This window comes from Pseudomonas sp. 1D4 (assembly GCF_001728925.1).
GTDB lineage: Bacteria > Pseudomonadota > Gammaproteobacteria > Pseudomonadales > Pseudomonadaceae > Metapseudomonas > Metapseudomonas otitidis.
In genome coordinates, this window is record NZ_LXJQ01000021.1 from 29907 (window position 1) to 52747 (window position 22841).

Consider the following 22841-nt stretch of genomic DNA (forward strand, 5'->3'; position numbering starts at 1 on the left):
CACGTCGCTAGAATGGCGCCCTCATTCATCCAGACCGAGCACGCCCCATGGCTTTGCCGACCCTGCGTTTGATCGGCTTCATCATCGGTATCTTCCTGATCACCCTGGCGATCAGCATGGTCATCCCGGTCATCACCGTGATCGCCTACGACCGCCCGCAGGACATCCACGCCTTTGTCTGGTCGAGCCTGGCCACCTTCATCACCGGGCTTGGCCTGGTGATCCCCGGGCGTCCGGAACAGGCCCACCTGCGCCCCCGGGACATGTACCTGCTGACCGTCTCTAGCTGGGTGGTGGTGGGCATCTTCGCCGCCCTGCCCTTCCTGCTCACCCAGCACATCAGCTACACCGACGCCTTCTTCGAAAGCATGTCCGGCATCACCGCCACCGGTGCCACGGTGCTCAGCGGGCTGGACAGCATGTCGCAGGGCATCCTCATCTGGCGCTCGCTGCTGCACTGGCTGGGTGGCATCGGCTTCATCGGCATGGCGGTGGCGATCCTGCCGCTGCTGCGCATCGGCGGCATGCGCCTGTTCCAGACCGAATCCTCCGACCGCTCGGAGAAGGTCATGCCGCGCTCGCACATGGTGGCCAAGTACATCGTCGCGGTGTACGTCGGCTTCACCCTGGTGGGTACCCTGGCGTTCTGGCTGGCCGGGATGAACGCCTTCGACGCGGTCAACCACGCCATGTCGGCCATCTCCACCGGTGGTTTCTCCACCTCCGACCAGTCCCTGGCCAAGTGGCAGCAGCCGGCGGTGCACTGGGTGGCGGTGGTGGTGATGATTCTCGGCAGCCTGCCCTTTGCCCTTTACGTCGCCACCCTGCGGGGCAACCGCAAGGCACTGTTCCGCGATGACCAGGTGCGCGGCTTCCTCGGCCTGCTGCTGATGATCTGGCTGGTGCTGGGCACCTGGTACTGGGCCACCACCGACCTGCACTGGCTGGACGCACTGCGCCACGTGGCGGTGAACACCACCTCGATCCTCACCACCACCGGCTTCGCCCTGGGCGACTACAGCCTGTGGGGCAACTTCTCGCTGATGCTGTTCTTCTACCTGGGCTTCATCGGCGGCTGCTCCGGCTCCACCGCCGGCGGGGTGAAGATCTTCCGTTTCCAGGTGGCCTACATTCTGCTCAAGGCCAACCTGTACCAGCTCATCCACCCCCGCGCGGTGATCAAACAGAAGTACAACGGCCACCGCCTGGACGAGGAGATCGTCCGCTCGATCCTCACCTTCTCGTTCTTCTTCACCATCACCATCTGCGTGATCGCCCTGGGCCTGTCGCTGCAGGGGCTGGACTGGATCACCGCCCTCAGCGGCGCAGCCAGCACCGTCTCCGGCGTCGGCCCGGGTCTGGGCGAGGTGATCGGCCCGTCGGGCAATTTCTCCACCCTGCCTGACGGGTCCAAGTGGTTGCTGTCTCTGGGCATGCTGCTGGGGCGGCTGGAGATCATCACCGTGCTGGTGATCTGCACGCCGTATTTCTGGAGGCATTGAACCAGCGCGCTCGGCCGATGGGCGACTGAGGCCGCCCCTGGCGCCCCGGCAGTCATCGAGCGTCATTGCAGACGCGCGCGGTACTCGCCCGGCGTGGCGTCGAACCAGCGGCGGAAGGCACGAAAGAAATTGCTCGGATCGGCAAAACCCAGCAGGTAGGCGATTTCCAGCAGGGTCAGGTTCGGCTGCGCCAGGTACTGCTCGGCCAGCTCGCGGCGGGTGTCATCGAGCAGTTGCTGGAAACGGGTGCCCTCCTCCTGCAAACGCCGCTGCAGGGTGCGCTGGGACAGGTGCAAGGCGCTGGCCACCACTTCACGCTTGGGTTCGCCCTGGGGCAGCAGGCGGCAGAGCACCTGGCGGGCCAGGTGGGTCACCCGGCTGCCGGCGAAGCGCGCCAGGTACTCCCCGGCAAAACGGTCATGCAGTTGCGCGAGGGACTCGTTGGCAGTGGGCAGCGGCGTATCCATGTCGGCCCGGCTGAAACGCAGCGCATAGTGCTCGGCACCGAAACGCAGGGGCGCCTGGAACACCTGCCGATAGGGCTCGACGTCCGCCGGGGCCGGCCCCTGGAAGCGGATCTCCAGCGGATTGATGGCGCGCCCGGTCATCCAGCGGCAGAAGGCGAGGCAATAGGCCATCGAAGCTTCCGCACTCTGCCGCGCCGGAGGCAGCCGATCACCGTGGATCGCCAGCCGCAGTTCGTAGCCCTCCGGAGTCGGCCGGAAGCTCAGGTCCGCCCCCTCGGCGATGATCCGCTGGTAACGCACCAGGCGGGCGAAACCCTCGTTCAGCGTGCGGCTGGACATCAGCGCATAACCCACCACATGGAATGAGGCCGGCCGCACCACCTTGGCCATATTCAGCCCGATGGCCGGGTTGCCCGACAGCTCCACCGCCCGCAGCCACAGGCGGGTCATGCCGTCTTGAGGGAAGCGCGCGTCCGCGTCGAAGAGAGCGGCGTAGTCGAGTCCCAGTTCGGGGAACAGGCGGCGACAATCGACCCCGCCCATTTCCAGGGCCTGCACGATCCCCAGGGCCCAACTGGAGGAAGTGGTACGTTCGCTCATGGCGCCTTCTTGTTCGGGTGGGAGAAAGGCCCGACAGGGCCCGGCGAGGAAGGATACTCACCCCGGCCCGGCTTTGTCAGGTTCGGCACGCCCGGCTTTCCGGGCCATGAACCGACAAAAAACAGGATGCCCTGAAAGCCTTGCCAGACGTGGCTTCCGGCCATTCCAGCGACACCTTTTCGAGTGATTCCACAAAATAAACCTGGGTTATTTCCACAATGGGTGTATGGTGTCGCCACTGGATGCAACGTGTCATTGCGATTTCTGACCTGATGTAACGATTCCCATCTTTCCATCTCCTCGGCTTACTTCGCTTTCGTTCTCAGTCTCGACCCGGACAGTCCGGCGTCGATGCCCCTTTTTATTTCCCTGGAGATACATCATGTCCAATCGTCAACTCGGCACCGTCAAATGGTTCAACGATGAAAAAGGCTTCGGCTTCATCACCCCCCAGGAAGGTCCGGACGTATTCGTTCACTACCGCTCGATCGAAAGCACCGGCTTCAAGTCCCTCGCTGAAGGTCAGAAAGTGAGCTTCATGGTCGCCAAAGGCCCGAAAGGCCTGCAGGCCGAGCAGGTTCAGGTGGTCTGAAGACCCCCTCTCGAAGAAAGCCCCGGTTTTCCGGGGCTTTTTTTTGCACTCCATTTTTCCAGCGAGCACATCGACATGCCGGGTTACCTGATCAAGACCACCACCTTTAGGGTGGGCGGCCGCGACTTCCACGTGCAGTCGCTGCTGGATGCCGAACAGTTCCATGACCCTGCAGGCGAAGCTGCCAGCCTCGGCATCACCGAGAGCACCTGGGCACTGTTCGGCCAGGTGTGGCCGGCTGGCGAGGTACTCGCCCAGGCCATCGCCCGGCGCGACCTCACAGGGCTGCGGGTGCTGGAAGTGGGCGCCGGCCTGGGCCTGGCCAGCCTGGTAGGCCACCAGCGCGGCGGCGACATGACCGCCAGCGACATCCACCCGCTGATCCCCACCTTCCTCGCCGAGAACCTGCGCCTCAACGACCTGCCCCCCATGCGCTACGAAACCTGCGACTGGGCCGGTGCCGACAGCTTCGGCCAGTTCGACCTGATCATCGGCAGCGACCTGCTCTACGACGACGACAACCAGGAAGACCTGGCCGACTTCATCGACCGCCATTCCGCGCGCTCGGTCGAAGTGCTGCTGGTGGACCCCAACCGGCAGGACACGCAGCCCTTCCACGACGAAATGACCGAGCTCGGCTACGACATCGTCATCTCCCAGGCGGACTGCCTGCTGGCCAATGGCGAACGATTCAAGGGCTCCTACCTGCACTACAACCGCGAAGCGACGCCGGCCTGAAGCCGTCTGCGCGCCCGGCAGGGCGGCGCAACGGGATACTAAACTGGCACTCATTGTCACTGGCCGTGGGAGGCGCGCCACCTACACTCCCCGGCACACAACAAGAAGGAGACCGCCATGAGCAGCCTGCCCGCCGAGCGTTTCAACAGCTTCGCCGAGTTCTATCCCTACTACCTGCAGGAGCACAGCAACGGCGTCTGCCGCCGCCTGCACTACGTCGGCAGCCTGCTGGTGCTGGCCATCCTCGGCTATGCCCTGGTCACCCAGCAGTGGCTGTGGCTGCTGGCCATGCCGCTGGCCGGCTATGGCTTCGCCTGGGTCGGCCACTTCGTCTTCGAGAAGAACCGTCCGGCCACCTTCAAGTACCCGCTGTACAGCCTGATGGGCGACTGGGTGATGCTCAAGGACGCCTTCACCGGCCGCATCCGCTTCTAGGGCTGCCGACTACCCCGATCCCTTCGCCGTTCGGCGGCCCCGCTTGGCCGCCATACTGGCACTTGGTTATGATCCACACCCGTCATGCTGGCTCAGGTCTTGCAAGCTGGCGGGCGCTCCAGCGAGTGCCAGAAAACCACCAGGGATCGTCGCAACAATGAAGTCAGCCTCCACCGATCGGCCCAGCAGTCTTCCGACGTTACCCCTGCGCGAATACTACTCCCGCGTTCTCGCCTACATCGCCACCGCCGCCACCATCGCCGCCGGCAGCTACACCCAGCATTTCGGCTTCGACGTGCTGTGGATGGTCCCCTACGCCCTGCTCTACCCGCACCTGGCCCACCACCTGAGCCTGCGCTTCAAGCGCGAACACCCCGAAAAGACCCACCTGGTGCTGCTCTTCCTCGACGCCCTGCACGCCGGCTGCGGCGCCGCATTGCTGGGGTTCTCCACCGTGCCCAGCCTGATGTTCATGTTGACGCTGGCCTTCAGCGCGCTGATCGTCGGCGGCCTGCGCCACCTCGGCCTGGCCCTGCTGGTGGCCGCCAGTGGCACGGTGCTGACCACCGTGATCGCCCACCCCGACCTGAAGACCGGCACCCCCACGCTGGTGGCCTTCGTCAGCATCTGCTTCACCACGCTCTACGTCTGTATCACCGCCTTCTTCGTGCACCAGCAGGGCCTGCGCCTGGCGCTGGCGCGCAGCGAGATCAAGCAGGAGCAGGAAAAGGCTGCGCGCCTGGCCCGCAACCTCGCCAAGTACCTGTCGCCCCAGGTCTGGGAGATGATCTTCAGCGGCAAACGCCACGTGCGCCTGGAGACCCAGCGCAAGAAGCTCACCGTGTTCTTCTCCGACATCAAGGGCTTCACCGAGCTGTCCGAGGAACTGGAAGCCGAGGCGCTGACCGACCTGCTCAACAACTACCTCAACGAAATGTCGAAGATCGCCCTCAAGTACGGCGGCACCATCGACAAGTTCGTCGGCGACTGCGTCATGGTGTTCTTCGGCGACCCCACCACCCAGGGCGCCAAGAAGGACGCCGTGGCCGCCGTGTCCATGGCCATCGCCATGCGCAAACACATGAAGGTGCTGCGCCAGCAGTGGCGGGCCCAGGGCATCACCAAGCCCCTGGAAATCCGCATGGGCCTGAACACCGGCTACTGCACCGTGGGCAACTTCGGCGCCGACACGCGCATGGACTACACCATCATCGGCCGCGACGTGAACCTCGCCAGCCGCCTGGAAAGCGCCTCCGAAGCCGGCGAGATCCTCATCTCCCACGAGACCTACTCGCTGGTGAAGGACGTGATCATGTGCCGCGACAAAGGCCAGATCAGCGTCAAGGGCTTCGCCCGCCCGGTGCAGATCTACCAGGTGGTCGACTTCCGCCGCGACCTGGGCGCCACCTCCAGCTACGTCGAGCACGAACTGCCGGGCTTCTCCATGTACCTGGACACCAACGGCATCCAGAACTACGACAAGGAAAAGGTCATCCAGGCCCTGCAGGCCGCCGCCGAGAAATTGCGCGACAAGGTCATCCTCTGACCGAAAGGGTCACCCGAAGGCCGCCCCAGGGCGGCCTTGCTCATGGCAGCGCCCAGCGTCCAATCAATTTTGTTAGCGATCAGCCATGGCGCGGGGATTCGCGGTTGAAACAGCCCCCACACCTCCAATGGCCAAGGTGCACAGGGCTGGTCCGCAGGATGCGGTCAGCTCAGCGAACCGCATCGATGCCCCGAACGTGTAGGCCATGTAGGGTGAGTTTCAACCCACCAGCGGTGGCCAGCGTGGGCTGAAGCCCACCCTACGGGAATGCCCCAACCCACCTGGCAGAACGAAGGGTGGACCGCGCTTCACCGGTCCACCATGCGGGGTCACGACGAACGCCATGGGTGGATGGAAAAGGCGCCATCCCACCCTACGTACTGGCCAAGGCACACAGGGCCGGTCCGTAGGATGCGGTGAGCTCAGCGAACCGCATCGATGCCCCGTACGTAGCAGCCGGAAATGTCCCAACCCACCTGGCAGCAGCACCCAGTGGGAGCGGATTCGTTCGCGATCAACCTTTGCCAGCACGGCGCACGTCCCACTACGACGCGCCTTGAACCCCTGGCTCTGCCATGCCCTCGCCGCACAGCTCCCCGTCCAGCAGGGGCTGCCGGGCCAGGAACTCCAGCGCCGACGCCCGCCAGGACAGCCGTGCCGCCCGCTCGGCGCAGACACCACGGTCCAGCTCCAGCGCCCGCAGGCAGGCGCCTTCCAGGTCCTCGTCCATCACCCCGGTGACGCCCGCCTCCAGCACGTCCAGCGGCCCCGGCACGGGGAAAGCCGCCACCGGCGTGCCGCAGGCCAGGGCCTCCAGCATCACCAGCCCATAGGTGTCGGTACGCGAGGGGAACACCAGCACGCTGGCCGACGCATAGGCCTCGGCCAGCGCCTCGCCATGGCGGTAGCCGAGGAAGCGCGCCCGGGGATAGGCCGCCTCCAGTTCCTCGCGCTGCGGACCATCGCCCACCAGCCACTTCTCACCCGGCAGATCCAGATCGAGGAAAGCCCGCAGGTTCTTCTCCGGGGCGATACGCCCGACATAGAGGAACACCGGGCGCAGCGGCCTGGGTATCTCCGACCGGGGATGAAAACAAGTGCTGTCCACACCCTTGCGCCACAGCGAAAGCCGCGTCAGCCCGTGGCCGCCCAGCTCCTCGCGCAAGCGCTCGGTGGTCACCAGCACCGTCTGGCTGGGGCGGTGGAAGGCACGCAGCAGCGTGTACCCCCAGGCCAGCGGGACCTGCCGCCAGCGGGTATGCACGTATTCGGGGAAACGTGTATGCACCGCGCTGGAGAAGGCCAGGCCACGCTTCATCAACCAGCGCCGTGCTGCCCAGCCCAGCGGGCCCTCGGTGGCAAGGTGCACGCAGTCCGGGCGGAAGTCGCGGATCGCCGCCCCCACCCGCCACAGGTCCCACACCAGCGGAATCTCCGGGTAGGTGGGACAGGGCACGGCGCGGAAGTCCCGCGGTGACAGCAGCTTGACCAGGTGGCCGAGCCCGCGCAGTTCGGCCACCAATGCCTGCAGGCTGGTGACCACGCCGTTGACCTGGGGTGCCCAGGCATCACTGACGACAAGGATTCTCATGCGGCGGACTCGAGCGCCGGTGTACGGGCCTCAGCCTGGCGCGCCTGGTCCTCGGCCAGACGATAGAGTTCGATGGTGCCGTCCCAGTGCTCGATCAGCGCCGTGCAGGACTCCACCCAGTCACCGCAGTTCATGTACTCCACCTCCCCCACCCGGCGAATCTCGGCATGGTGGATGTGGCCGCACACGGCACCGTCCAGCCCGCGCTTGACGCATTCGTGGGCGATGGACTCCTCGAAGTCGCTGATGAAGTTCACCGCACTCTTCACCTTGTGCTTGAGAAAGGCCGACAGCGACCAGTAGCCGTAGCCCCAGCGCTCGCGCCAGTGGTTGAGCCAGCGGTTCAGGGTCAGGGTGAACTCGTAGGCCGAATCGCCGAGGAAGGCCAGCCACTTGTGGTAGCGGGTGATGACGTCGAACTGATCACCGTGGATCACCAGCAGGCGACGGCCATCGGCGGTCTCGTGGATCGCCTCGTCCACCAACTGGATGTTGCCGAGCATCAGGCTGGAATAGCGACGCAGGAATTCGTCGTGGTTGCCGGTGACGTAGATCACCTCGGTGCCGCGCTTGCTCATGGTCAGCAGACGGCGGATCACGTTGGTGTGCGCCTGGGGCCAGTAGATGCCGCCGCGCAGCCTCCAGCCATCGATGATGTCGCCCACCAGGTAGATGCGGTCGGCGTGGTGGCGCTTGAGGAAACGCGCCAGATGCTCGGCCTGGCAGTCACGTGTGCCCAGGTGCACGTCGGAGATCCACAGGGTTCTCACCCGCTGCTTGCGGGGACGCGCCGGGTCAACCGGCTCCAGGCGTTCGACACTGCTCATCGTGTAGCCTCCAGCGGCGTTTTACGGATATTGCGCGGAAGTGGTGAAGTGCAGATGACCGGCAGGCTGCAGAACGATGACACTGCGGCCGCTACCGCCAGCAGGTAGACTGGCCGCCTCGCCGAGGACCGCCCCAATGAAGCCGATGCTGAGCCTGCGCCGCTACACCCACGACCTGCTTGCCCACAGCCACGACCACGCCCAACTGGTGTTCGGCCTCAGCGGCAGCCTGGACTTTGAAGTGGGCAGCCTGGGCACCCGCGTCGAGCGCCAGCACCTGGCGGTGGTTCCGCCCGGCGAACACCATGCCTGCGGCAGCCCGCGCGGCAGCCTGTGCCTGGTGCTGGACGTGCCCGACGATGCCTGGCTGAAGCACACCCTCGGCCATCACTACGACGCCGGCCGGCGCCTGCTGGAGCGCCCCGGCGCCCTGCGCCTGGACCCGAACCAGAGCCAACTGGTGGGCTGGCTGGCCACCAGCCCGATCAACGATACGGTGATCGCCAACCAGGGCGTCGGCCTGCTGCTGGCCAGCCTGGTAGCGCCTGCCGGCCCATGCGAAGCACTCGACGAGCTGCCCCTAGCCGTCCTGGACGCCCACCTCGACCAGCACCTCGACCGCCCGCTGCAGGTCGCCGACCTGGCGCGCCTCTGCGGGCTCTCGGTGGCGCACTTCCACCGCCGCTTCCTCGACGCCACCGGGCAGACACCCATGGACTACCTGCGCACCCGCCGCCTGCTGCAGGGGCGCCGCCTGCTGCTGGAGAGCAACCTGCCGGTGGGCGAGATCGCCGCCCGGGTCGGCTACAGCTCCCAGAGTGCCTTCACCGCCGCCCTCTCCCGTGGCCTCGGCACCACGCCCCGCGCCCTGCGCCGCCAGCGCGAGTAGCGCGACAAAGCCCGCGAGCCCCGCGACAGACATCGGCGGCACGAGCCTCTAGACTGCCGCCATCGTTTCACTGGGGATCAGCATGACCACCACCATCGAATGGGAAGACTTCCTGCACGTCGACCTGCGCGTCGGCACCATCCGCTCCGCCCAGCCCAACCCCAAGGCCATCAAGCCCGCCTACGTGCTGGAGGTGGACCTGGGCGAACTGGGCCTGAAGACCTCCAGCGCCCAGCTCACCGCCCACTACGCCGCCGAAGACCTGGTGGGCCGGCAGGTGCTGTGCGTCTGCAACTTCGCCCCCAAGCGCGTCGCCGGCGTCCGCTCCGAGGTGCTGGTCACCGGCGTCTATGACGCCGAGGGGAAGGTGGTGCTGGCCAGCTTCGACAAGCCCCTGCCCAACGGCGCACGCCTGGCATGACGCCGCGCAACGCCCTGCTCGCCATCCACCTGGGCGCCCTGCTGTTCGGCCTCTCCGGCATCTTCGGCAAGCTGGCGCAAACCTCGCCGATGATGATCACCTTCGGCCGTGCGGCGTTTGCCGTCCTCGCCCTGGCGCTGTTCGCCCGCTTCGTCGGCGGCGACCGCGGCGCACGGCCTGGGCCACGCCAACTGCCCGCGCTGCTGCTGGGCGGCCTGCTGCTGGGCGGGCACTGGGTGCTGTTCTTCCAGGCGGTGAAGGTGGGCGGCGTGGCCATCGCCACCCTCGGCTTTGCCAGCTTCCCGGCCTTCACCCTGTTGCTGGAGGCGTTGCTGTTCCGCGAACGCATCCACCTGCGCGAGGTGCTGGTGGTGGCCCTGGTGAGCATCGGCCTGGTGCTGGTGACGCCGGATTTCGACCTGGCCAGCGATGCCACCCAGGGGCTGATCGCCGCCGTGCTCTCCGGCTTGCTGTTCGCCCTGCTGTCGCTGCTCAACCGTGCCACCACCCGGGGTCTGGACCCGGTACACGCCGCGCTCTGGCAGAACCTCACCATCGTCGGGCTGCTGGTGTTGCCGGTATGGCCGGTCCTGCCCGAACCCCGCGCACTGGACTGGCTGTGGATCGGCCTGCTCGGCGTGCTCTGCACCGGCCTCGCCCACAGCCTGTTCGTGGCCAGCCTGAAGGTGCTCAAGGCACGGACCACTGCGGTGATCTTCGCCCTGGAGCCGGTCTACGGTATTGCCTTCGCCTGGTGGCTGTTCAGTGAGGAGCCGTCCCTGCGGATGCTGGTGGGCGGCGTGCTGATCATCGGTGCGGTCTTCGTCCCGGCCCGGATGAAGCACTGAACCGATCAGGCTCGACGGCACGGGGCAGCTCCGCAGGAGTGCCCCGTGCACCCGGTCAAGGGATCGGGTCGTGACTCGGCCGGCCATCCACCAGGCGCTGGATACCGAGCGGGTTGGCATTCTGCAACGCAGCAGGCAGCCACCTGTCCGGGTAGTTCTGGTAGCACACCGGGCGCAGGAAGCGGTCGATCGCCAGTGTCCCCACCGACGTACCCCGGGCATCCGATGTCGCCGGATAAGGCCCGCCATGCACCATCGCATCGCACACCTCAACACCGGTCGGGTAGCCATTGAGCAGCAGGCGGCCGGCCTGGCGTTCGAGCAACGGCACCAGATCGGCAAACCCGTCCAGATCCTGCTCGTCGGCGATCAGCGTGGCGGTGAGCTGTCCGTGCAGGGCCTGCAGTGCCTGTTGCAGTTCGGCACGATCGGCCACTTCGACCAATACGGTGGCGGGCCCGAAGACTTCCTCCTGCAGCAGAGCATCACCGTGCAACAGCAGGCTGACATCAGCCTGGAACACCTGGGGCTGTGCCTGCTGGCCAGCTTGGGGCCGGCCCGCCAGGTGGCGCACGCCAGGGTGTGCCAGCAAGGCAGCCACACCATGGGCATAGCTGCGCAAGGTACTGGCATTGAGCATCGTCTGAGCCGACTGGCTGCCAATGGCATCGCCCAGGCAGGCGGCGAAATCACTGAACGCCACGCTGCGGATGCCGATGACCAGACCCGGCTTGGTACAGAACTGGCCACCTCCCAGCACCACTGAAGCCGCCAGCTCGGCGGCAATGCGCTCGCCGCGTGCCTGCAGCGCCTGCGGCAGGAGCACCACCGGGTTGATGCTGCTCATTTCGGCAAACACCGGGATCGGCTGCGGGCGCGCCGCTGCCAGGTCGCACAGGGCACGTCCCCCCTTGAGCGAGCCGGTGAAGCCGACCGCCTGGATCGCCGGGTGCTGCACCAGCGCGGCGCCGACACCACCGCCATAGATCATGTTGAACACACCGGCAGGCATACCGGTCCTGTCAGCCGCACGCAGGATGGCATCGGCCACCCATTCGGCGGTGGCCATGTGGCCGCTGTGGGCCTTGACCACCACCGGACAGCCGGCTGCCAGTGCAGCAGCGGTGTCACCACCAGCCGTAGAGAACGCCAGCGGGAAGTTGCTGGCGCCGAAGACCGCGACCGGACCGACCCCCAGCCGGCACTGACGCAGGTCCGGGCGCGGCAGTGGTGTACGCGCAGGCAAGGCACGGTCGATGCGTGCGCCATGGAAATCGCCGCGTCTGAGCACCGAGGCGAACAGCCGCAACTGGCCACTGGTACGGCCCCGCTCACCCTGAATACGGGCAGCCGGCAACGCCGTTTCACGGCAGACAATGGCAACGAAGTCATCACCCAGCGCATCGAGTTCATCGGCGATGGCGTCGAGGAATTCGGCACGGTGCCTGGGATCGAGCTTGCTGTACGAGGGAAAGGCCAGGGCGGCGGCTTCAGCGGCAGCCGCCACCTCGGCTTCGGTGGCCTGGATGAAGGCTCCCGGCAGTGCCTCGCCTGTGGTGGCGTCCAGGCTCTGCAGGCGGATGTGTCCGGCGGCACTGCGCCGCCCGGCGATGTAGTTGTGACCGAGTCTGCCAGTCATCAGGGGCTCCTAGAGCGAATGGGATCACGAACGACCGCCGTGGGTAACGGCGGGGTGGAGTCGAGCGCTCCGCAGGCTGAGAGAAGACACGCGCCACCGTTGTGCAGCGGCGCGTGGCGACAGCTCAGAGCGCGCTGACCTGCCCGGGCTGCAAGCCGATGGGCTTGTGTGTGATGCCGTTGCGCAGCGGCGCACCGAAGAGATCCAGAGCGATCTCGAAGGTATCGCCCGGCACCGCCTTGATACCGTCAGCGAACGACAGCGTCGCGGTGCCGAAGTAATGCACATGCACGTCCCCCGGCCGAAGGAACTGCGCGTACTTGAAGTGGTGGTACTCAAGGTTCTCCAGGCTGTGGCACATGTTGTCCTCACCGGAAAGGAACTCGCGCTCCCAGAGCACCTCGCCCCCCCGCAGGATGCGGCTGTGGCCACGCAGGTTGCGCGGCAGCTCGCCGACGCGCAGCTCCGGGCCATAGGCGCAGTAGCGCAGCTTGGAATGTGCCAGGTACAGGTAGTTGCGGCGCTCCATGACGTGGTCGGAGAACTCGTTGCCCAGGGCGTAGCCCAGCCGATAGGGCCGGCCATCGTCACCGACCAGGTAGAGGCCGACCAGCTCGGGCTCCTCGCCCGCGTCCTCGGCGAACTCCGGCACCGGGAAATCGGCGCCGGGTCGCACGACGATGCTGCCATCGCCCTTGTAGAACCACTCCGGTTGCGCACCGACCGTACCGCTCGCAGGCTTGCCGCCCTCCAGGCCCCATTTGAAGATGCGCATGGTGTCGGTCAGGCTGGCCTCGTCCTGCTGGTGCATCTTGTCTCGCGTGGCAGCGCTGCCCAGGTGGGTCAGGCCGGTGCCACTGATCAGGCAATGTGCCGGGTCGTCATGGTCCAGCGGCGGCAGTACCTGACCGGCTGCCAGCAGGCCGGCATAATCCGGGCCGGCGTCGCCGCCGCGTGCGTCCACTTCCGCCGCCAGGCCATGGCCGGCACGAATCGCCGCCAAACCCAACTCGCGCATGCTGCTCACGCCGCGTACCACCTGTACCTGGGCGCCTTCGATGACGCCCACCTGGCGTTGTCCCGCCTGGTTTTCGAATTGAATCAGCCGCATCTGGGTTTCTCCTTCGATGCTGAGGGCGCCGCCAGCCGGCTGCGCCACTGCGGTCATTCGATGATGTTGAAGTCCTTGAGGTATTCCTCGGAAATCTCCAGGCCCAGACCCGGCTTGTCGTCATCGAGCTGGATGTAGCCGTTGATCGGTTGTGGCTCGCCCTTGAAGACGTAGTAGAACAACTCGTTGCCGACCTCGACGTCGAACACCGGGAAGAACTCGGCCATCGGCGAGGCGGTACTGGCCATGGTCAGGTGGTAGTTGTGCATCTGCCCGGCATGGGGGATGACCGGCACCGACCAGGCTTCGGCCATGGCGTTGATCTTGCGTGCGGCGGTGATGCCGCCAACCCGGTTGGTGTCGTACTGGATGACGTCCACCGCACGGCGTTCGAGCAAGTCCTTGAAACCATGACCGGTGAACTCATGCTCGCCACCGGAGATCGGCATGACCCCCATCTTCTTCAGCTCGATGTAGCCTTCGATGTCGTCGGCAAGCACTGGCTCTTCCAGCCAGCGCGGCTCGAACTCAGCCAGCTTCGGCAACATGCGCCGTGCATATTCCAGGGTCCAGCCCATGTAGCACTCGAGCATGATGTCGATGTCCGGCCCCGCCAGCTCACGCAGCGCACGCACCTGCTCGATGTTGCGGCGCATACCCGCCGGGCCGTCCTTGGGGCCGTAGCCGAAACGCATTTTCAGCGCGGTGAAGCCCTGGTTCAGGTAGCCCTGGGCCTCTTCCAGGAACAGGTCGAGGTTGTCGTTGGCGTACAGCTTGGAGGCGTAGGTCCAGATCTTCTCCTTGGTGCGGCCGCCCAGCAGCTTGAACACCGGCTTGCCCACGGCCTTGCCCATGATGTCCCAGATCGCCAGGTCGACAGCCGAGATGGCCGCCATGCCGATGCCCTTGCGGCCCCAGGCGTGAGTGCGGCGGTACATCTTCTGCCAGATGTACTCGCTGTCGAACGGGTCTTCACCGATGCAGATGGGGGCCAGGTAGAGGTCGATGATTTCCTTCGCTACACGCGGAGCCAGGGCGCAGTTGCCGATGCCGACGATGCCGTTATCGGTCTCGATCTCGACCACCAGCCAGCCGTGGAAACGGAACGAGCCCATGGCATCGCCACGCTCGAAAAGGAGGTCGCTGGCGTTGGTGCAGAAGTGGGGCTGGGGTGGAACGACCTTGCCCTTCCATTCGAAGACACGGGTACGGACGGACTTTATTTTCATGCTTACAGCTCCTTGCATGGTGGGTCAGGGAGTACGAACCGCTTGCGGAACCGGCGAGTACCTGTGTTTGAGGGTATTGAGGCGGAGGATCAGCCCGGCGCCGAGCAAGCCCACCAAAGCCAGGGCGAACATGCCGGCACGAGGGTCGGCAAAAAACGTCTCCATGGCAGTCTTGAGGTTCGGGGCAACGAAGCCCCCCAGGTTGCCCAGGGAGTTGATGAGGGCGATGCCACTGGCTGCTGCGGCACCGCTCAGGTAGCCGGTGGGCAGGGTCCAGAACAGCGGCTGTACGGCAACGAACCCAGCCGCGGCAAAGCAGAAGGCAATCACCACCAGAGGCAGGGTCGGGCTGAGGGCCGAGGCCGCAATGCCCCCCGCAGCCATGGCCAGCATGATGGCGGCGACGCGGCGATGCTGGCCGGTACGGTCGGCCTGCCAGGTCACCAGGCGAGTGACTGCCAGGGCGCAAAGCCAGGGAATCGCGGTCAGCAACCCCACGCCCAGGCCAACGTGACCATCAAGGAAACTGGCGATCCGGGTCGGCAGGTAGAACACCACACCGTACACACTCATCTGCACCGTGAAGTACACCAGGCAGAACCGGAGTACATGGCCGTCACGCAGGGCACTGAGGAACCCACGGGGGCTGTGCTCGCGCTTTCCCGCATCCTCCTCGGCCAGGCAGGCTTCGAGTGCGGCCTTCTCTTCAGCATTGAGCCAGCGGGCATCACGAGGACGGTCGACCAGGTAGAAGTAGGTGGCGACTCCCACCGCCGAGGCCATCAAACCCTCGACGACGAACAGCCACTGCCAGTTGGTCAGGCCGAATACGCCGTGGAACTCCAGCAGCCAGCCCGACAGCGGACCGCCCACCAGCAGCGCCAGGGGCAAGCCGAAATAGAACAGACCAAGCGCTTGCCCACGGCTACGCTCCGGGAACCAGTAGGTGAGATAGAGGATGATGCCGGGGAAGAAACCGGCCTCCGCGACCCCCAGCAGAAAACGCAGCACATAGAAGGTCAGGGCGTCGTTGGCAAACATCATGGCTGCCGAGACCAGGCCCCAGGTGACCATGATCCGGCACAGCCAGACCCGCGCACCGAGACGATGCAACATCAGGTTGCTGGGGACTTCGAAGAAGGCGTAGCCGACGAAGAAAATGCCGGCCCCGAAGGCGAAGGCCGCGTCACTGAGGCCGGTGTCGGCCTGCAGCACACTGCGGGCGTAGCCAACGTTGGCACGGTCGATGAACGCCAGCACGTACATCAGGATGAGGAAGGGCAACAGCCGCAGGCGGCTCTTGGCGATTGCAGAAATGAGCGTTTCGGACAACACGGCAGATCGAGTCATGGTCATGTCCTTGCAATACCGATGAGCACCTTGCCGGGCGTCATCGCAGGCTTCTTGTAGGTACTCGGCTAGACCTCTGGGCTCTGTCACGACGCCGACTCTAGTCAGTCACCGGGGTAGCGAATAATCACTTCTGCACATCCAGTGATAACCCCAGGAAATGAGTTGGCGCCGCATAGCCTTTCATCCGTTATCGATGAGGCGCCCCTGGGTCTTCGGCAACGCATGGCCATCTTCGGCAAGCAGGATCACAGGCTCATGGGCAAAGCCCTCCCCTTCACCCGGCAGCACAGGCTGCGGGTGCTTGCGATGGATAGCCGTGAACGGCTCCTTTTACTGTTGTTGCGGCAGCGGCAGGGGGTGGCTCAGTGACGCGGTTTCCGGCCCATGCGGCAGGCGATCTCGAATGCCTGGCGGGTGGCACCGACATTGGCCGTGCCCTGCCCGGCGATGTCGAACGCCGTGCCGTGCGCTGGCGTGGTGATCGGGATCGGCAGGCCGCCCTGCACGGTCACGCCGCGGGAGAACCCCATCAGCTTGATCGCGATCTGGCCCTGGTCGTGGTACATGGTCACCACCGCGTCGAAGGCTCGGCTGTCACCCTGCACCTTGAGGAAGATGGTGTCGCCCGGGTACGGACCGAGCGCCTCGATCCCCTCGGCACGTGCCTGCTCGACAGCCGGGCCGATGATGTCCAGCTCTTCGCGACCAAAACTGCCGTTGTCACCGTTGTGCGGGTTGAGGCCGCAGACGCCGATGCGTGGCTTGTCCAGGCCATTGCGCCTGAGAGCGGTATCGATCAGGCGGATCGCCTCCACCACCCGTTCCCGGCTGATCAGTCCAGGCACCTCGGCCAACGCGACATGGGAGGTCACCCGCGACGTCCACAGGTCGTCGAGCACGTTGAACTCGCAGAACGGGCCGTCGAAGCCGAGGTAGTCGGCGGACCAGTGCAACTCATCGCTGTGATCCATGCCCGCCATGTGCAACGAGGTCTTGTTCAGGGGGCCGAAAAGTATCGCGTCGGTGACGCCATCAGCGGTGAGGCGCAAGGCCTGCTCCAGGGTGTCGAGGCTGTACTGGCCTCCGATCACGCTGGCCTGGCCACGTGGAAAGTCGCCCTGGGCACGCCCCCGGAAGGGCAGCAGCAGCGGCGTGTCGTCGGCGAAGGCCAGGGCTTCTGTCGAGTCGATCAGGCGGTAGGTGAAGGACTGCCCGGCGATGTCCATGCCTCGGCGCAGTTCCGCTTCATCGGCGATCAGCAGCACATGGGCCGTGCGCCTTACCTCGGGCTCGGCAAGCAGGCGGGCGATCAGTTCGGGGCCGATGCCGGCGGGGTCGCCCAGCACCATGGCCAGGCGTGGGAGGGGGGCTTTGTTCATGCATGAGTCCTCAGGTCGGCCGATGCGTCATCCAGGCGGATCGCATCGGGCACGGTGCGGTAGATACGCCGTGCGTTGCGGCAGAAAAGCTGTTCCTGCTGGGCCAGCGGCAGGTCGGCGACGATGCGCTTGAAGCCGCCGTAGATGTCGTCGAACGAGCCGCACAGGCTGTCGACGGGGAAGTTGCTGGCAAACATCACCCGCTCGGAGCCGAACATGGCGATGGTCTCGCGCACGATCCAGGCGTTGTCCGCCACGCTCCAGCGCCTGCCGGGCAGGCCGATGCCGGACACCTTGACGGCGACGTTGGCGCATTCGGCCAGGCTGGCCATGGCCGCATGCCAGGCGGCCAAACCCTGCTCGCTGCGATCGGACGGCAGACCGGCATGGTTGAGGATGATCCGGGTTGCGGGGAAGTCGCGGGCCAGTGCGATGGCCTCGTGCAGGTTCCACCAGGGTGTCTGCAGATCGAAGTGCAGCCCGTGCCGCGCCAGTCCGGCATAGCCCTGACGCCAGCGTTCGTCGCTCATCAGCGTGCGGCAGGCCCCGACTTCCTCGGGTGAGGCCGGGCCACCGGGCTTGTGCCGCACGCTGCGCACCCGTTCGAAGGCGGCCTGCGCTTCGAGCACGTCAGCAGCATCCGGGGCATCCAGCCAGGCTTGCGCAACGACGGCGTTGGGCGCGCCATACAGGGCGGCAACCTCATGGATGAAGGCGGTCTCGCCGATGGGGTCGCGCGGGCTCCATTCGGTCTCCACGTACACGGTTCCCACCACCGGATGCTCGCCGGCATCGGCCAGGTAGTCCGCCGGGAAATAGCGGCGCTTGATGGCGCTGTAGTCACCGTAGCGGAACGGGATGCAGTGTTCGCCGGAGAGCCAGGGGTGGTGGTTGCGCTGTGGGTCCCAGAAATGGTGATGGGCGTCGACGATCGGCCCGTCGTACAGCTCAGCCATGGGAAACCTCGGTGTCATCCAGGGAAATCAGCAGGGTGCCGGCGATGAACAGGGCCGAGCACAGGGCGAAGAAGGCCAGTACCGCGGGATAGCCGCCGGCATGCTGCACCAGCAGGCCAACCAGAATGGGCACGGCGATGCCGCCCAGGCTGCCGGCCAGGTTCATCACGCCGCCGATCAGCCCCACCCGTGCAGGCGATGCCAGCAATGCCGGGAAGCTCCAGTACAGGCTGCCCCACATCAGGAAGAAGGCGGTCAGCGACAGCAGGCCGACGGCCAGATAGGCATCGCTCAGGCTCGGCAACAGCAGGAAGGCGCCCAGCGCGGCCAGGCCGGAGATGCTCAGCATGCCCTTGGCGGCCAGACCGCGACGCATGCCCTTGCGGATCAGCAGGTCGCAGCAGAAGCCACCGGCCAGCGAACCGACGGCGCCACACAGGAAGATCACGAAGGTGGCTGCACCAATGCCCTTGATGTCGAAGCCACGGGCTTGGGCCAGGTAGCTGGGTCCCCAGGTCAGCAGGCCGAAAAAGACCATGGCCCAACTGGCACGACCGAGCAGGATGCCGACCAGCGAACGATGGGCGATGCCCAGGCCACGGACGTGATGGTGTGCCGCATCGGCCATCGGAACGCTGCGTCCCTCGTTGATCACGTTCAGTTCGGCCCGGTTCACCTGTGGATGCTCGGCCGGGTTGTCACGCAGGTAGCGCCAGGCCAGCCAGCCGGTGGCCAGGGTGGCGATGCCGGCAATGAAGAAGGCCGTGCGCCAGGAGCCCAGTACGGCGATCAGGTAGGCGATGATCAGGCCGCCGAGGGCCACGCCCAGCGGGCCGCCACAATCCATCAGCACGGCACCCCGGCTTCGCTCGCCGCTGCCCAGCCAGAGGGAGTTGAGCTTGCCGCCGGCGGGAAATAGAGGCGCCTCCGCTGCCCCCAGGGCGACCCGGGCGACGATCAGCGACAAGCCACCGGTAGCGAAAGCGGCGAGTGTCTGGAAGGTGCCCCACAAGCCGGTGGACCAGGCAATGACCCGGCGTGGGCCATAGCGGTCGATCATCCAGCCTCCGGGAATCTGCAACAGCGCATAGGCCCAGAAGAAGCTGCTGAGGATCAACCCCTGCATGCTCGGCGAGAGCTGGAACTCACCGGCGATGACCGGCATGGCGATGGACAGCGAAACCCGATCGACCAGGTTGATCACCGTCAGGGCGAAGATGAGGGCGAAGATGCGCCAGCGCACGTTAGTGGGATGTGCGTGGGTCACCGGGGCGGTAGAGGCAGACGACGGGTGCAGGTGGGGTGTTGCGCTCGAATCAGCCATGGCGGAGACCTCATCGTTATCGTTCTTGTAAGGGTCCGGCGCTTCGAGTCGGCCACCGGTGTAGAGGCACTATTCAACCCTGGGCTATTACCGTCCAATCAAAACCCCTCATAGGCCTATCACCCCTGGATATCGCTCAAGCCACCGCTACCGATTCCACGAACACGCACTGCAGAACGATTCGATAACCTCAGGCTATCGGTGTATGCGATTTACTCAGTGGACGCGGGCAGACTCGCTTCCCACACTCGAGCCACTCGATAACAAGCACAACAAGAGGCTCACCATGCGGACTCCACGTGTTCGTCATCTCGCTCGCCTGCTCGCCGGCTGCACCCTGATCTGCACAGGCGCCCTGCCCGCTCTGGCCCATGCCTGGCAACCGGAGAAGAACATCGAGATCGTCGTCGCCGGCGGCCCTGGCGGGGGCACCGACCAGCTCGGTCGCCTGATCCAGTCGATCATCACCCGGCACAAGCTGCTGGACGTCAACACGGTGGTACTGAACAAGGGAGGCGGCAACGGCGCCGAGGCCTTCCTCGACATGAAGCTGGCCAAGGGCAAACCCGAACGCCTGGTGATCGGCACCAACAACGTCTATTTGCTGCCGCTGGTTGCCAGACTCGGCTACCAGTGGAGCGACCTCACCCCGGTGGCTGCCGTGGCCGAGGACGACTTCATCCTCTGGACCTACCAGGATGCCCCCTGGCAGGACGCCAGGGCCTACGTCGACGCGGCACGCGACAACCCAACGAAGATGCGCATGGGCGGCAGCCAGTCCAAGGATGTCGACCAGACCCTGACCCTGCTGCTCAACCAGACCACGGGCAGCACGCTGACCTACATCCCCTTCAAGAGCGGCAGCGAAGCGGCCACGCAGTTGGCCGGCAAGCACATCACCTCCAACGTCAACAACCCGGCCGAGAGTGTCAGCCAGTGGCGCGGCAACCAGGTTCGCCCGCTGTGCGTGTTCAGCCAGGCGCGGATGACCTACCGCGAGAACGTCACCGGGGAGCACGCCTGGTCAGACGTGCCGACCTGCAAGGAGCAGGGCCTGGGCATCGACCAGTACCGCTTCCCGCGCACGGTGTTCATGGCCGGCGGTGTTTCTGCCGAACAGCAGGCGTTCTATGTCGATCTGCTGCGCAAGGTCACTCAGACCGCCGAATTCAAGGCGTATGTCGCGCGTAATGCACTGGTACCGACCTTCCTCACCGGTGACGAGCTGATCGCCTACATCGAGCAGGACACCGCCCGGGCCACCCCGGTCTTCGAGCAGGCCGGCTGGCTGCGCAAGTGATCCACCGAGGGCCCCCTGGCGTGGTGCCCGCATCGAGGGTGAACGACATGAATCCGAAACACGATAGCGCGGCCCTGCTCGGTACACGCTGGGTGGAGTGCGGCCTGGCCCTGTTCACCGGGGCGCTCGGCGCAGTGGTGATGCTGGGTAGCATCGAGAGCGACATCGGCTGGGGCGATGCCGGCCCGGAAGCGGGCTACTTCCCCTTCTACATCGGCCTGCTGCTGAGCGGCGCCAGCCTGGCCAATCTGTTGTCCACGGCGCTCAACTGGCGCGCATTGGGCCACGCCTTCGTCAGCCGCCGCGCCTTCCGCCAGGTGTTGGCGGTGTACCTGCCCGTTGCCCTGTACGTGGCCATCACGCCCTTCACCGGCATCTACATCGCCTCGGCGCTGCTCATCGCCGGGTTCATGTGGCGCGACCGCCAGCGCCAGAGCCCCTACGGTTGGCCGATGATCCTCGCCGTGGCAGTGGGCGCCAGCCTGGCCAGCTACCTGATCTTCGCCCTGTGGTTCAAGGTGCCCTTGCCGGCGGGTCCGCTGGCAGGGCTGGGAGGATGGTGGGCATGAGCGAGATCGATTCCCTCCTGCATGGCATGAACCTCATCCTCACGCCCGGCCACATCGGCGTGATGGTGGTGGGGGTGCTGCTGGGCATCCTGGTCGGCGTACTGCCGGGCCTCGGTGCGCCCAATGGCGTGGCGTTGCTGTTGCCGCTGACTTTCACCATGGAACCGGTGTCGGCCATCATCCTGCTCTCCTGCATGTACTGGGGCGCACTGTTCGGCGGCTCGATCACCTCGATCCTGTTCAACATTCCCGGCGAGCCCTCGTCGGTGGCGACCACCTTCGATGGCTATCCCATGGCTCGCCAGGGCAAGGCTGCCGAGGCTCTGACCGCCGCCTTCACCTCGGCCCTGCTGGGGGCGCTGATGGGCGTGCTGCTGCTGACCTTCCTGTCCACACGCATCGCCGACTTCGCCATGCAGTTCAGTTCGCCGGAGTTCTTTGCCGTCTACCTGCTGGCCTTCTGCACCTTCATCGGCATGAGCAGGAACCCGCCGCTGAAGACCGTGGTGGCGATGATGATCGGGTTCGCGATGGCCGCGGTGGGCATGGATACGGTGTCCGGTGACCTGCGCCTGACCTTCGACCAGAGCTGGCTGCTGTCGGGCATCAGCTTCGAAGTGGCGGTGATCGGCCTGTTCGGCATCGGCGAGATTCTCTGCACGGTGGAGGAAGGTCTGGTGTTTCGCGGGGAGCATGCGCGTATCACGCCGATGACCATCCTGCGCACCTGGGCCAAGCTGCCGCGCTATTGGCTGAGCTGGCTGCGCAGTGTGCTGGTCGGCTGCTGGATGGGCATAACCCCCGGCGGCCCGACCGCCGCCTCGTTCATGAGCTACAGCCTGGCGCGGCGCTTCTCGAAGAACCGCGACAACTTCGGCAAGGGTGAGCTCGAAGGGGTCATCGCCCCGGAAACCGCTGACCACAGCGCCGGCACCAGCGCCCTGCTGCCGATGCTGACCCTGGGCATCCCCGGCTCGGCCACGGCAGCGGTGATGCTGGGCGGCCTGATGATCTGGGGCCTGCATCCGGGACCGACGCTGTTCGTCGAGCAGCACGACTTCGTCTGGGGCCTGATCGCCAGCATGTACCTGGGCAATGTGGTCAGCCTGATCGTGGTGCTGGCCACGGTGCCGCTGTTCGCTTCGATCCTGCGCATCCCGTTCTCGATCATTGCGCCGATCATCATCATGGTCTGCGCCATCGGGGCCTATTCGGTGCACAACTCGATGTTCGACGTGGCGCTGATGCTGGGCTTCGGAGCGCTGGGCTATCTGTTCAAGAAACTTGGCTACCCCATCGCCCCCCTGGTGCTGGCGGCAGTGCTGGGCGACAAGGCCGAGGATGCCTTCCGCCAGTCGATGCTGTTCTCCGATGGGGAGCTGGCGATCTTCTGGTCCAACCCCCTGGTGGGCAGCCTCACCGGCGCAGCCTTGCTGATGCTGTTCTGGCCGCTGCTGGCGCGCCTGCTGCAACGCCTGCGCAGGCGCCACATGGCGCCTGGGGAGTCCCTCGGATGACCCTCACC

The 22841-nt window shown here is 65.8% G+C and carries 21 protein-coding genes; 11 read left to right on the forward strand and 10 right to left on the reverse strand.

Translation table 11 applies throughout. The features are described 5' to 3' along the window. The first annotated feature begins 47 nt into the window (after positions 1 to 47). Positions 48 to 1502, forward strand: coding sequence for a TrkH family potassium uptake protein (locus A7D27_RS12735; protein ID WP_069560966.1), 1455 nt, complete (start codon positions 48 to 50; stop codon positions 1500 to 1502). A gap of 62 nt (positions 1503 to 1564) precedes the next feature. On the opposite strand, the gene A7D27_RS12740 is transcribed toward A7D27_RS12735, so the two are convergent. Next, positions 1565 to 2569 (reverse strand): AraC family transcriptional regulator, encoded by a 1005-nt coding sequence (locus A7D27_RS12740; protein ID WP_069560967.1) that lies wholly within the window; start codon positions 2567 to 2569, stop codon positions 1565 to 1567. Positions 2570 to 2951: 382 nt separating this feature from the next. On the opposite strand from A7D27_RS12740, the gene A7D27_RS12745 reads away from it, so the two are divergent. From A7D27_RS12745 to A7D27_RS12760, 4 genes are all read left to right on the forward strand, one after another. After that, positions 2952 to 3161 (forward strand): cold-shock protein, encoded by a 210-nt coding sequence (locus A7D27_RS12745; protein ID WP_069560968.1) that lies wholly within the window; start codon positions 2952 to 2954, stop codon positions 3159 to 3161. Between the two features lie 75 nt (positions 3162 to 3236). Further along, entirely contained in the window at positions 3237 to 3899 is a 663-nt protein-coding gene (locus A7D27_RS12750; protein WP_069560969.1) for a methyltransferase, read from the forward strand. A gap of 117 nt (positions 3900 to 4016) precedes the next feature. After that, positions 4017 to 4334 (forward strand): Mpo1-like protein, encoded by a 318-nt coding sequence (locus A7D27_RS12755; protein WP_069560970.1) that lies wholly within the window; start codon positions 4017 to 4019, stop codon positions 4332 to 4334. Positions 4335 to 4491: 157 nt separating this feature from the next. Beyond that, positions 4492 to 5880, forward strand: a complete 1389-nt coding sequence (locus A7D27_RS12760) for an adenylate/guanylate cyclase domain-containing protein (protein WP_069560971.1) — start codon at positions 4492 to 4494, stop codon at positions 5878 to 5880. A gap of 544 nt (positions 5881 to 6424) precedes the next feature. Here the strand turns inward: A7D27_RS12760 and A7D27_RS12765 are convergent. Together A7D27_RS12765 and A7D27_RS12770 are read right to left on the reverse strand one after the other, a co-directional pair. Next, entirely contained in the window at positions 6425 to 7471 is a 1047-nt protein-coding gene (locus tag A7D27_RS12765; protein ID WP_069560972.1) for a glycosyltransferase family 1 protein, read from the reverse strand. Then, a complete protein-coding gene (locus tag A7D27_RS12770; protein ID WP_069565104.1) occupies positions 7468 to 8298 on the reverse strand; it encodes a UDP-2,3-diacylglucosamine diphosphatase in 831 nt (276 codons plus the stop codon). Before A7D27_RS12770 ends, A7D27_RS12765 begins: the two co-directional genes overlap by 4 nt. A gap of 136 nt (positions 8299 to 8434) precedes the next feature. Between A7D27_RS12770 and A7D27_RS12775 the strand changes: the two genes are divergently transcribed. The 3 genes from A7D27_RS12775 to A7D27_RS12785 all read left to right on the forward strand — a co-directional run bounded on the left by A7D27_RS12775 (position 8435) and on the right by A7D27_RS12785 (position 10456). Then, positions 8435 to 9187, forward strand: coding sequence for an AraC family transcriptional regulator (locus A7D27_RS12775; RefSeq protein ID WP_069565105.1), 753 nt, complete (start codon positions 8435 to 8437; stop codon positions 9185 to 9187). 82 nt (positions 9188 to 9269) lie between these two features. After that, positions 9270 to 9608, forward strand: coding sequence for a tRNA-binding protein (locus A7D27_RS12780; protein ID WP_069565106.1), 339 nt, complete (start codon positions 9270 to 9272; stop codon positions 9606 to 9608). Then, positions 9605 to 10456 carry a DMT family transporter gene (locus tag A7D27_RS12785; RefSeq protein WP_069565107.1) on the forward strand — a complete coding sequence of 284 codons (852 nt, stop codon included), beginning with the start codon at positions 9605 to 9607 and terminating at the stop codon, positions 10454 to 10456. The genes A7D27_RS12780 and A7D27_RS12785 overlap by 4 nt, the downstream gene beginning before the upstream one ends. 55 nt (positions 10457 to 10511) lie before the next feature. Here A7D27_RS12785 and A7D27_RS12790 read toward each other — a convergent pair whose 3' ends face one another. The 7 genes from A7D27_RS12790 to A7D27_RS12825 form a co-directional block, all read right to left on the reverse strand. After that, entirely contained in the window at positions 10512 to 12095 is a 1584-nt protein-coding gene (locus tag A7D27_RS12790; RefSeq protein ID WP_069565108.1) for an aldehyde dehydrogenase (NADP(+)), read from the reverse strand. Positions 12096 to 12219: 124 nt separating this feature from the next. Beyond that, a complete protein-coding gene (gene araD1 / locus A7D27_RS12795) occupies positions 12220 to 13206 on the reverse strand; it encodes an AraD1 family protein (RefSeq protein ID WP_069565131.1) in 987 nt (328 codons plus the stop codon). Between the two features lie 53 nt (positions 13207 to 13259). Next, positions 13260 to 14435, reverse strand: a complete 1176-nt coding sequence (locus A7D27_RS12800) for an L-lyxonate dehydratase (protein ID WP_069565109.1) — start codon at positions 14433 to 14435, stop codon at positions 13260 to 13262. 24 nt (positions 14436 to 14459) lie between these two features. Next, the gene (locus A7D27_RS12805; protein WP_083265622.1) at positions 14460 to 15785 is read right to left on the reverse strand and encodes an MFS transporter; all 1326 of its coding nucleotides are present in this window, start codon (positions 15783 to 15785) and stop codon (positions 14460 to 14462) included. 365 nt (positions 15786 to 16150) lie between these two features. Further along, positions 16151 to 17167, reverse strand: coding sequence for a 4-hydroxythreonine-4-phosphate dehydrogenase PdxA (locus A7D27_RS12815; protein ID WP_069565112.1), 1017 nt, complete (start codon positions 17165 to 17167; stop codon positions 16151 to 16153). Further along, complete coding sequence (locus A7D27_RS12820; RefSeq protein WP_069565113.1) at positions 17164 to 18123, reverse strand: amidohydrolase; 960 nt, start codon at positions 18121 to 18123, stop codon at positions 17164 to 17166. The genes A7D27_RS12815 and A7D27_RS12820 overlap by 4 nt, the downstream gene beginning before the upstream one ends. Then, positions 18116 to 19447, reverse strand: coding sequence for an MFS transporter (locus A7D27_RS12825; RefSeq protein ID WP_069560982.1), 1332 nt, complete (start codon positions 19445 to 19447; stop codon positions 18116 to 18118). Before A7D27_RS12825 ends, A7D27_RS12820 begins: the two co-directional genes overlap by 8 nt. Positions 19448 to 19733: 286 nt before the next feature. Here A7D27_RS12825 and A7D27_RS12830 point away from each other — a divergent pair, with 286 nt between their 5' ends. From A7D27_RS12830 to A7D27_RS12840, 3 genes are read left to right on the forward strand one after another with little or no spacing between them, the layout of a single operon-like run. Then, positions 19734 to 20747 (forward strand): tripartite tricarboxylate transporter substrate binding protein, encoded by a 1014-nt coding sequence (locus A7D27_RS12830; RefSeq protein ID WP_069565114.1) that lies wholly within the window; start codon positions 19734 to 19736, stop codon positions 20745 to 20747. 47 nt (positions 20748 to 20794) lie between these two features. After that, on the forward strand, positions 20795 to 21316 hold the full coding sequence (locus tag A7D27_RS12835; RefSeq protein WP_069565115.1) for a tripartite tricarboxylate transporter TctB family protein: 522 nt from the start codon (positions 20795 to 20797) through the stop codon (positions 21314 to 21316). Further along, complete coding sequence (locus tag A7D27_RS12840) at positions 21313 to 22833, forward strand: tripartite tricarboxylate transporter permease (RefSeq protein WP_069560985.1); 1521 nt, start codon at positions 21313 to 21315, stop codon at positions 22831 to 22833. Before A7D27_RS12835 ends, A7D27_RS12840 begins: the two co-directional genes overlap by 4 nt. Positions 22834 to 22841 lie beyond the last annotated feature (8 nt).

Excerpts from the sequence above, each read along its gene's own strand:
- A7D27_RS12775 (WP_069565105.1), top strand. The coding sequence starts at position 8,435 with ATGAAGCCGATGCTGAGCCTGCGCCGCTACACCCACGACCTGCTTGCC.
- A7D27_RS12800 (WP_069565109.1), bottom strand. The coding sequence starts at position 14,435 with ATGAAAATAAAGTCCGTCCGTACCCGTGTCTTCGAATGGAAGGGCAAG.
- A7D27_RS12740 (WP_069560967.1), bottom strand. The coding sequence starts at position 2,569 with ATGAGCGAACGTACCACTTCCTCCAGTTGGGCCCTGGGGATCGTGCAG.
- A7D27_RS12805 (WP_083265622.1), bottom strand. The coding sequence starts at position 15,785 with ATGACTCGATCTGCCGTGTTGTCCGAAACGCTCATTTCTGCAATCGCC.
- A7D27_RS12735 (WP_069560966.1), top strand. The coding sequence starts at position 48 with ATGGCTTTGCCGACCCTGCGTTTGATCGGCTTCATCATCGGTATCTTC.
- A7D27_RS12825 (WP_069560982.1), bottom strand. The coding sequence starts at position 19,447 with ATGGCTGATTCGAGCGCAACACCCCACCTGCACCCGTCGTCTGCCTCT.
- A7D27_RS12820 (WP_069565113.1), bottom strand. The coding sequence starts at position 18,123 with ATGGCTGAGCTGTACGACGGGCCGATCGTCGACGCCCATCACCATTTC.
- A7D27_RS12830 (WP_069565114.1), top strand. The coding sequence starts at position 19,734 with ATGCGGACTCCACGTGTTCGTCATCTCGCTCGCCTGCTCGCCGGCTGC.
- A7D27_RS12835 (WP_069565115.1), top strand. The coding sequence starts at position 20,795 with ATGAATCCGAAACACGATAGCGCGGCCCTGCTCGGTACACGCTGGGTG.
- araD1 (WP_069565131.1), bottom strand. The coding sequence starts at position 13,206 with ATGCGGCTGATTCAATTCGAAAACCAGGCGGGACAACGCCAGGTGGGC.
- A7D27_RS12755 (WP_069560970.1), top strand. The coding sequence starts at position 4,017 with ATGAGCAGCCTGCCCGCCGAGCGTTTCAACAGCTTCGCCGAGTTCTAT.
- A7D27_RS12750 (WP_069560969.1), top strand. The coding sequence starts at position 3,237 with ATGCCGGGTTACCTGATCAAGACCACCACCTTTAGGGTGGGCGGCCGC.
- A7D27_RS12745 (WP_069560968.1), top strand. The coding sequence starts at position 2,952 with ATGTCCAATCGTCAACTCGGCACCGTCAAATGGTTCAACGATGAAAAA.
- A7D27_RS12765 (WP_069560972.1), bottom strand. The coding sequence starts at position 7,471 with ATGAGAATCCTTGTCGTCAGTGATGCCTGGGCACCCCAGGTCAACGGC.
- A7D27_RS12780 (WP_069565106.1), top strand. The coding sequence starts at position 9,270 with ATGACCACCACCATCGAATGGGAAGACTTCCTGCACGTCGACCTGCGC.
- A7D27_RS12760 (WP_069560971.1), top strand. The coding sequence starts at position 4,492 with ATGAAGTCAGCCTCCACCGATCGGCCCAGCAGTCTTCCGACGTTACCC.
- A7D27_RS12785 (WP_069565107.1), top strand. The coding sequence starts at position 9,605 with ATGACGCCGCGCAACGCCCTGCTCGCCATCCACCTGGGCGCCCTGCTG.
- A7D27_RS12815 (WP_069565112.1), bottom strand. The coding sequence starts at position 17,167 with ATGAACAAAGCCCCCCTCCCACGCCTGGCCATGGTGCTGGGCGACCCC.
- A7D27_RS12770 (WP_069565104.1), bottom strand. The coding sequence starts at position 8,298 with ATGAGCAGTGTCGAACGCCTGGAGCCGGTTGACCCGGCGCGTCCCCGC.
- A7D27_RS12840 (WP_069560985.1), top strand. The coding sequence starts at position 21,313 with ATGAGCGAGATCGATTCCCTCCTGCATGGCATGAACCTCATCCTCACG.
- A7D27_RS12790 (WP_069565108.1), bottom strand. The coding sequence starts at position 12,095 with ATGACTGGCAGACTCGGTCACAACTACATCGCCGGGCGGCGCAGTGCC.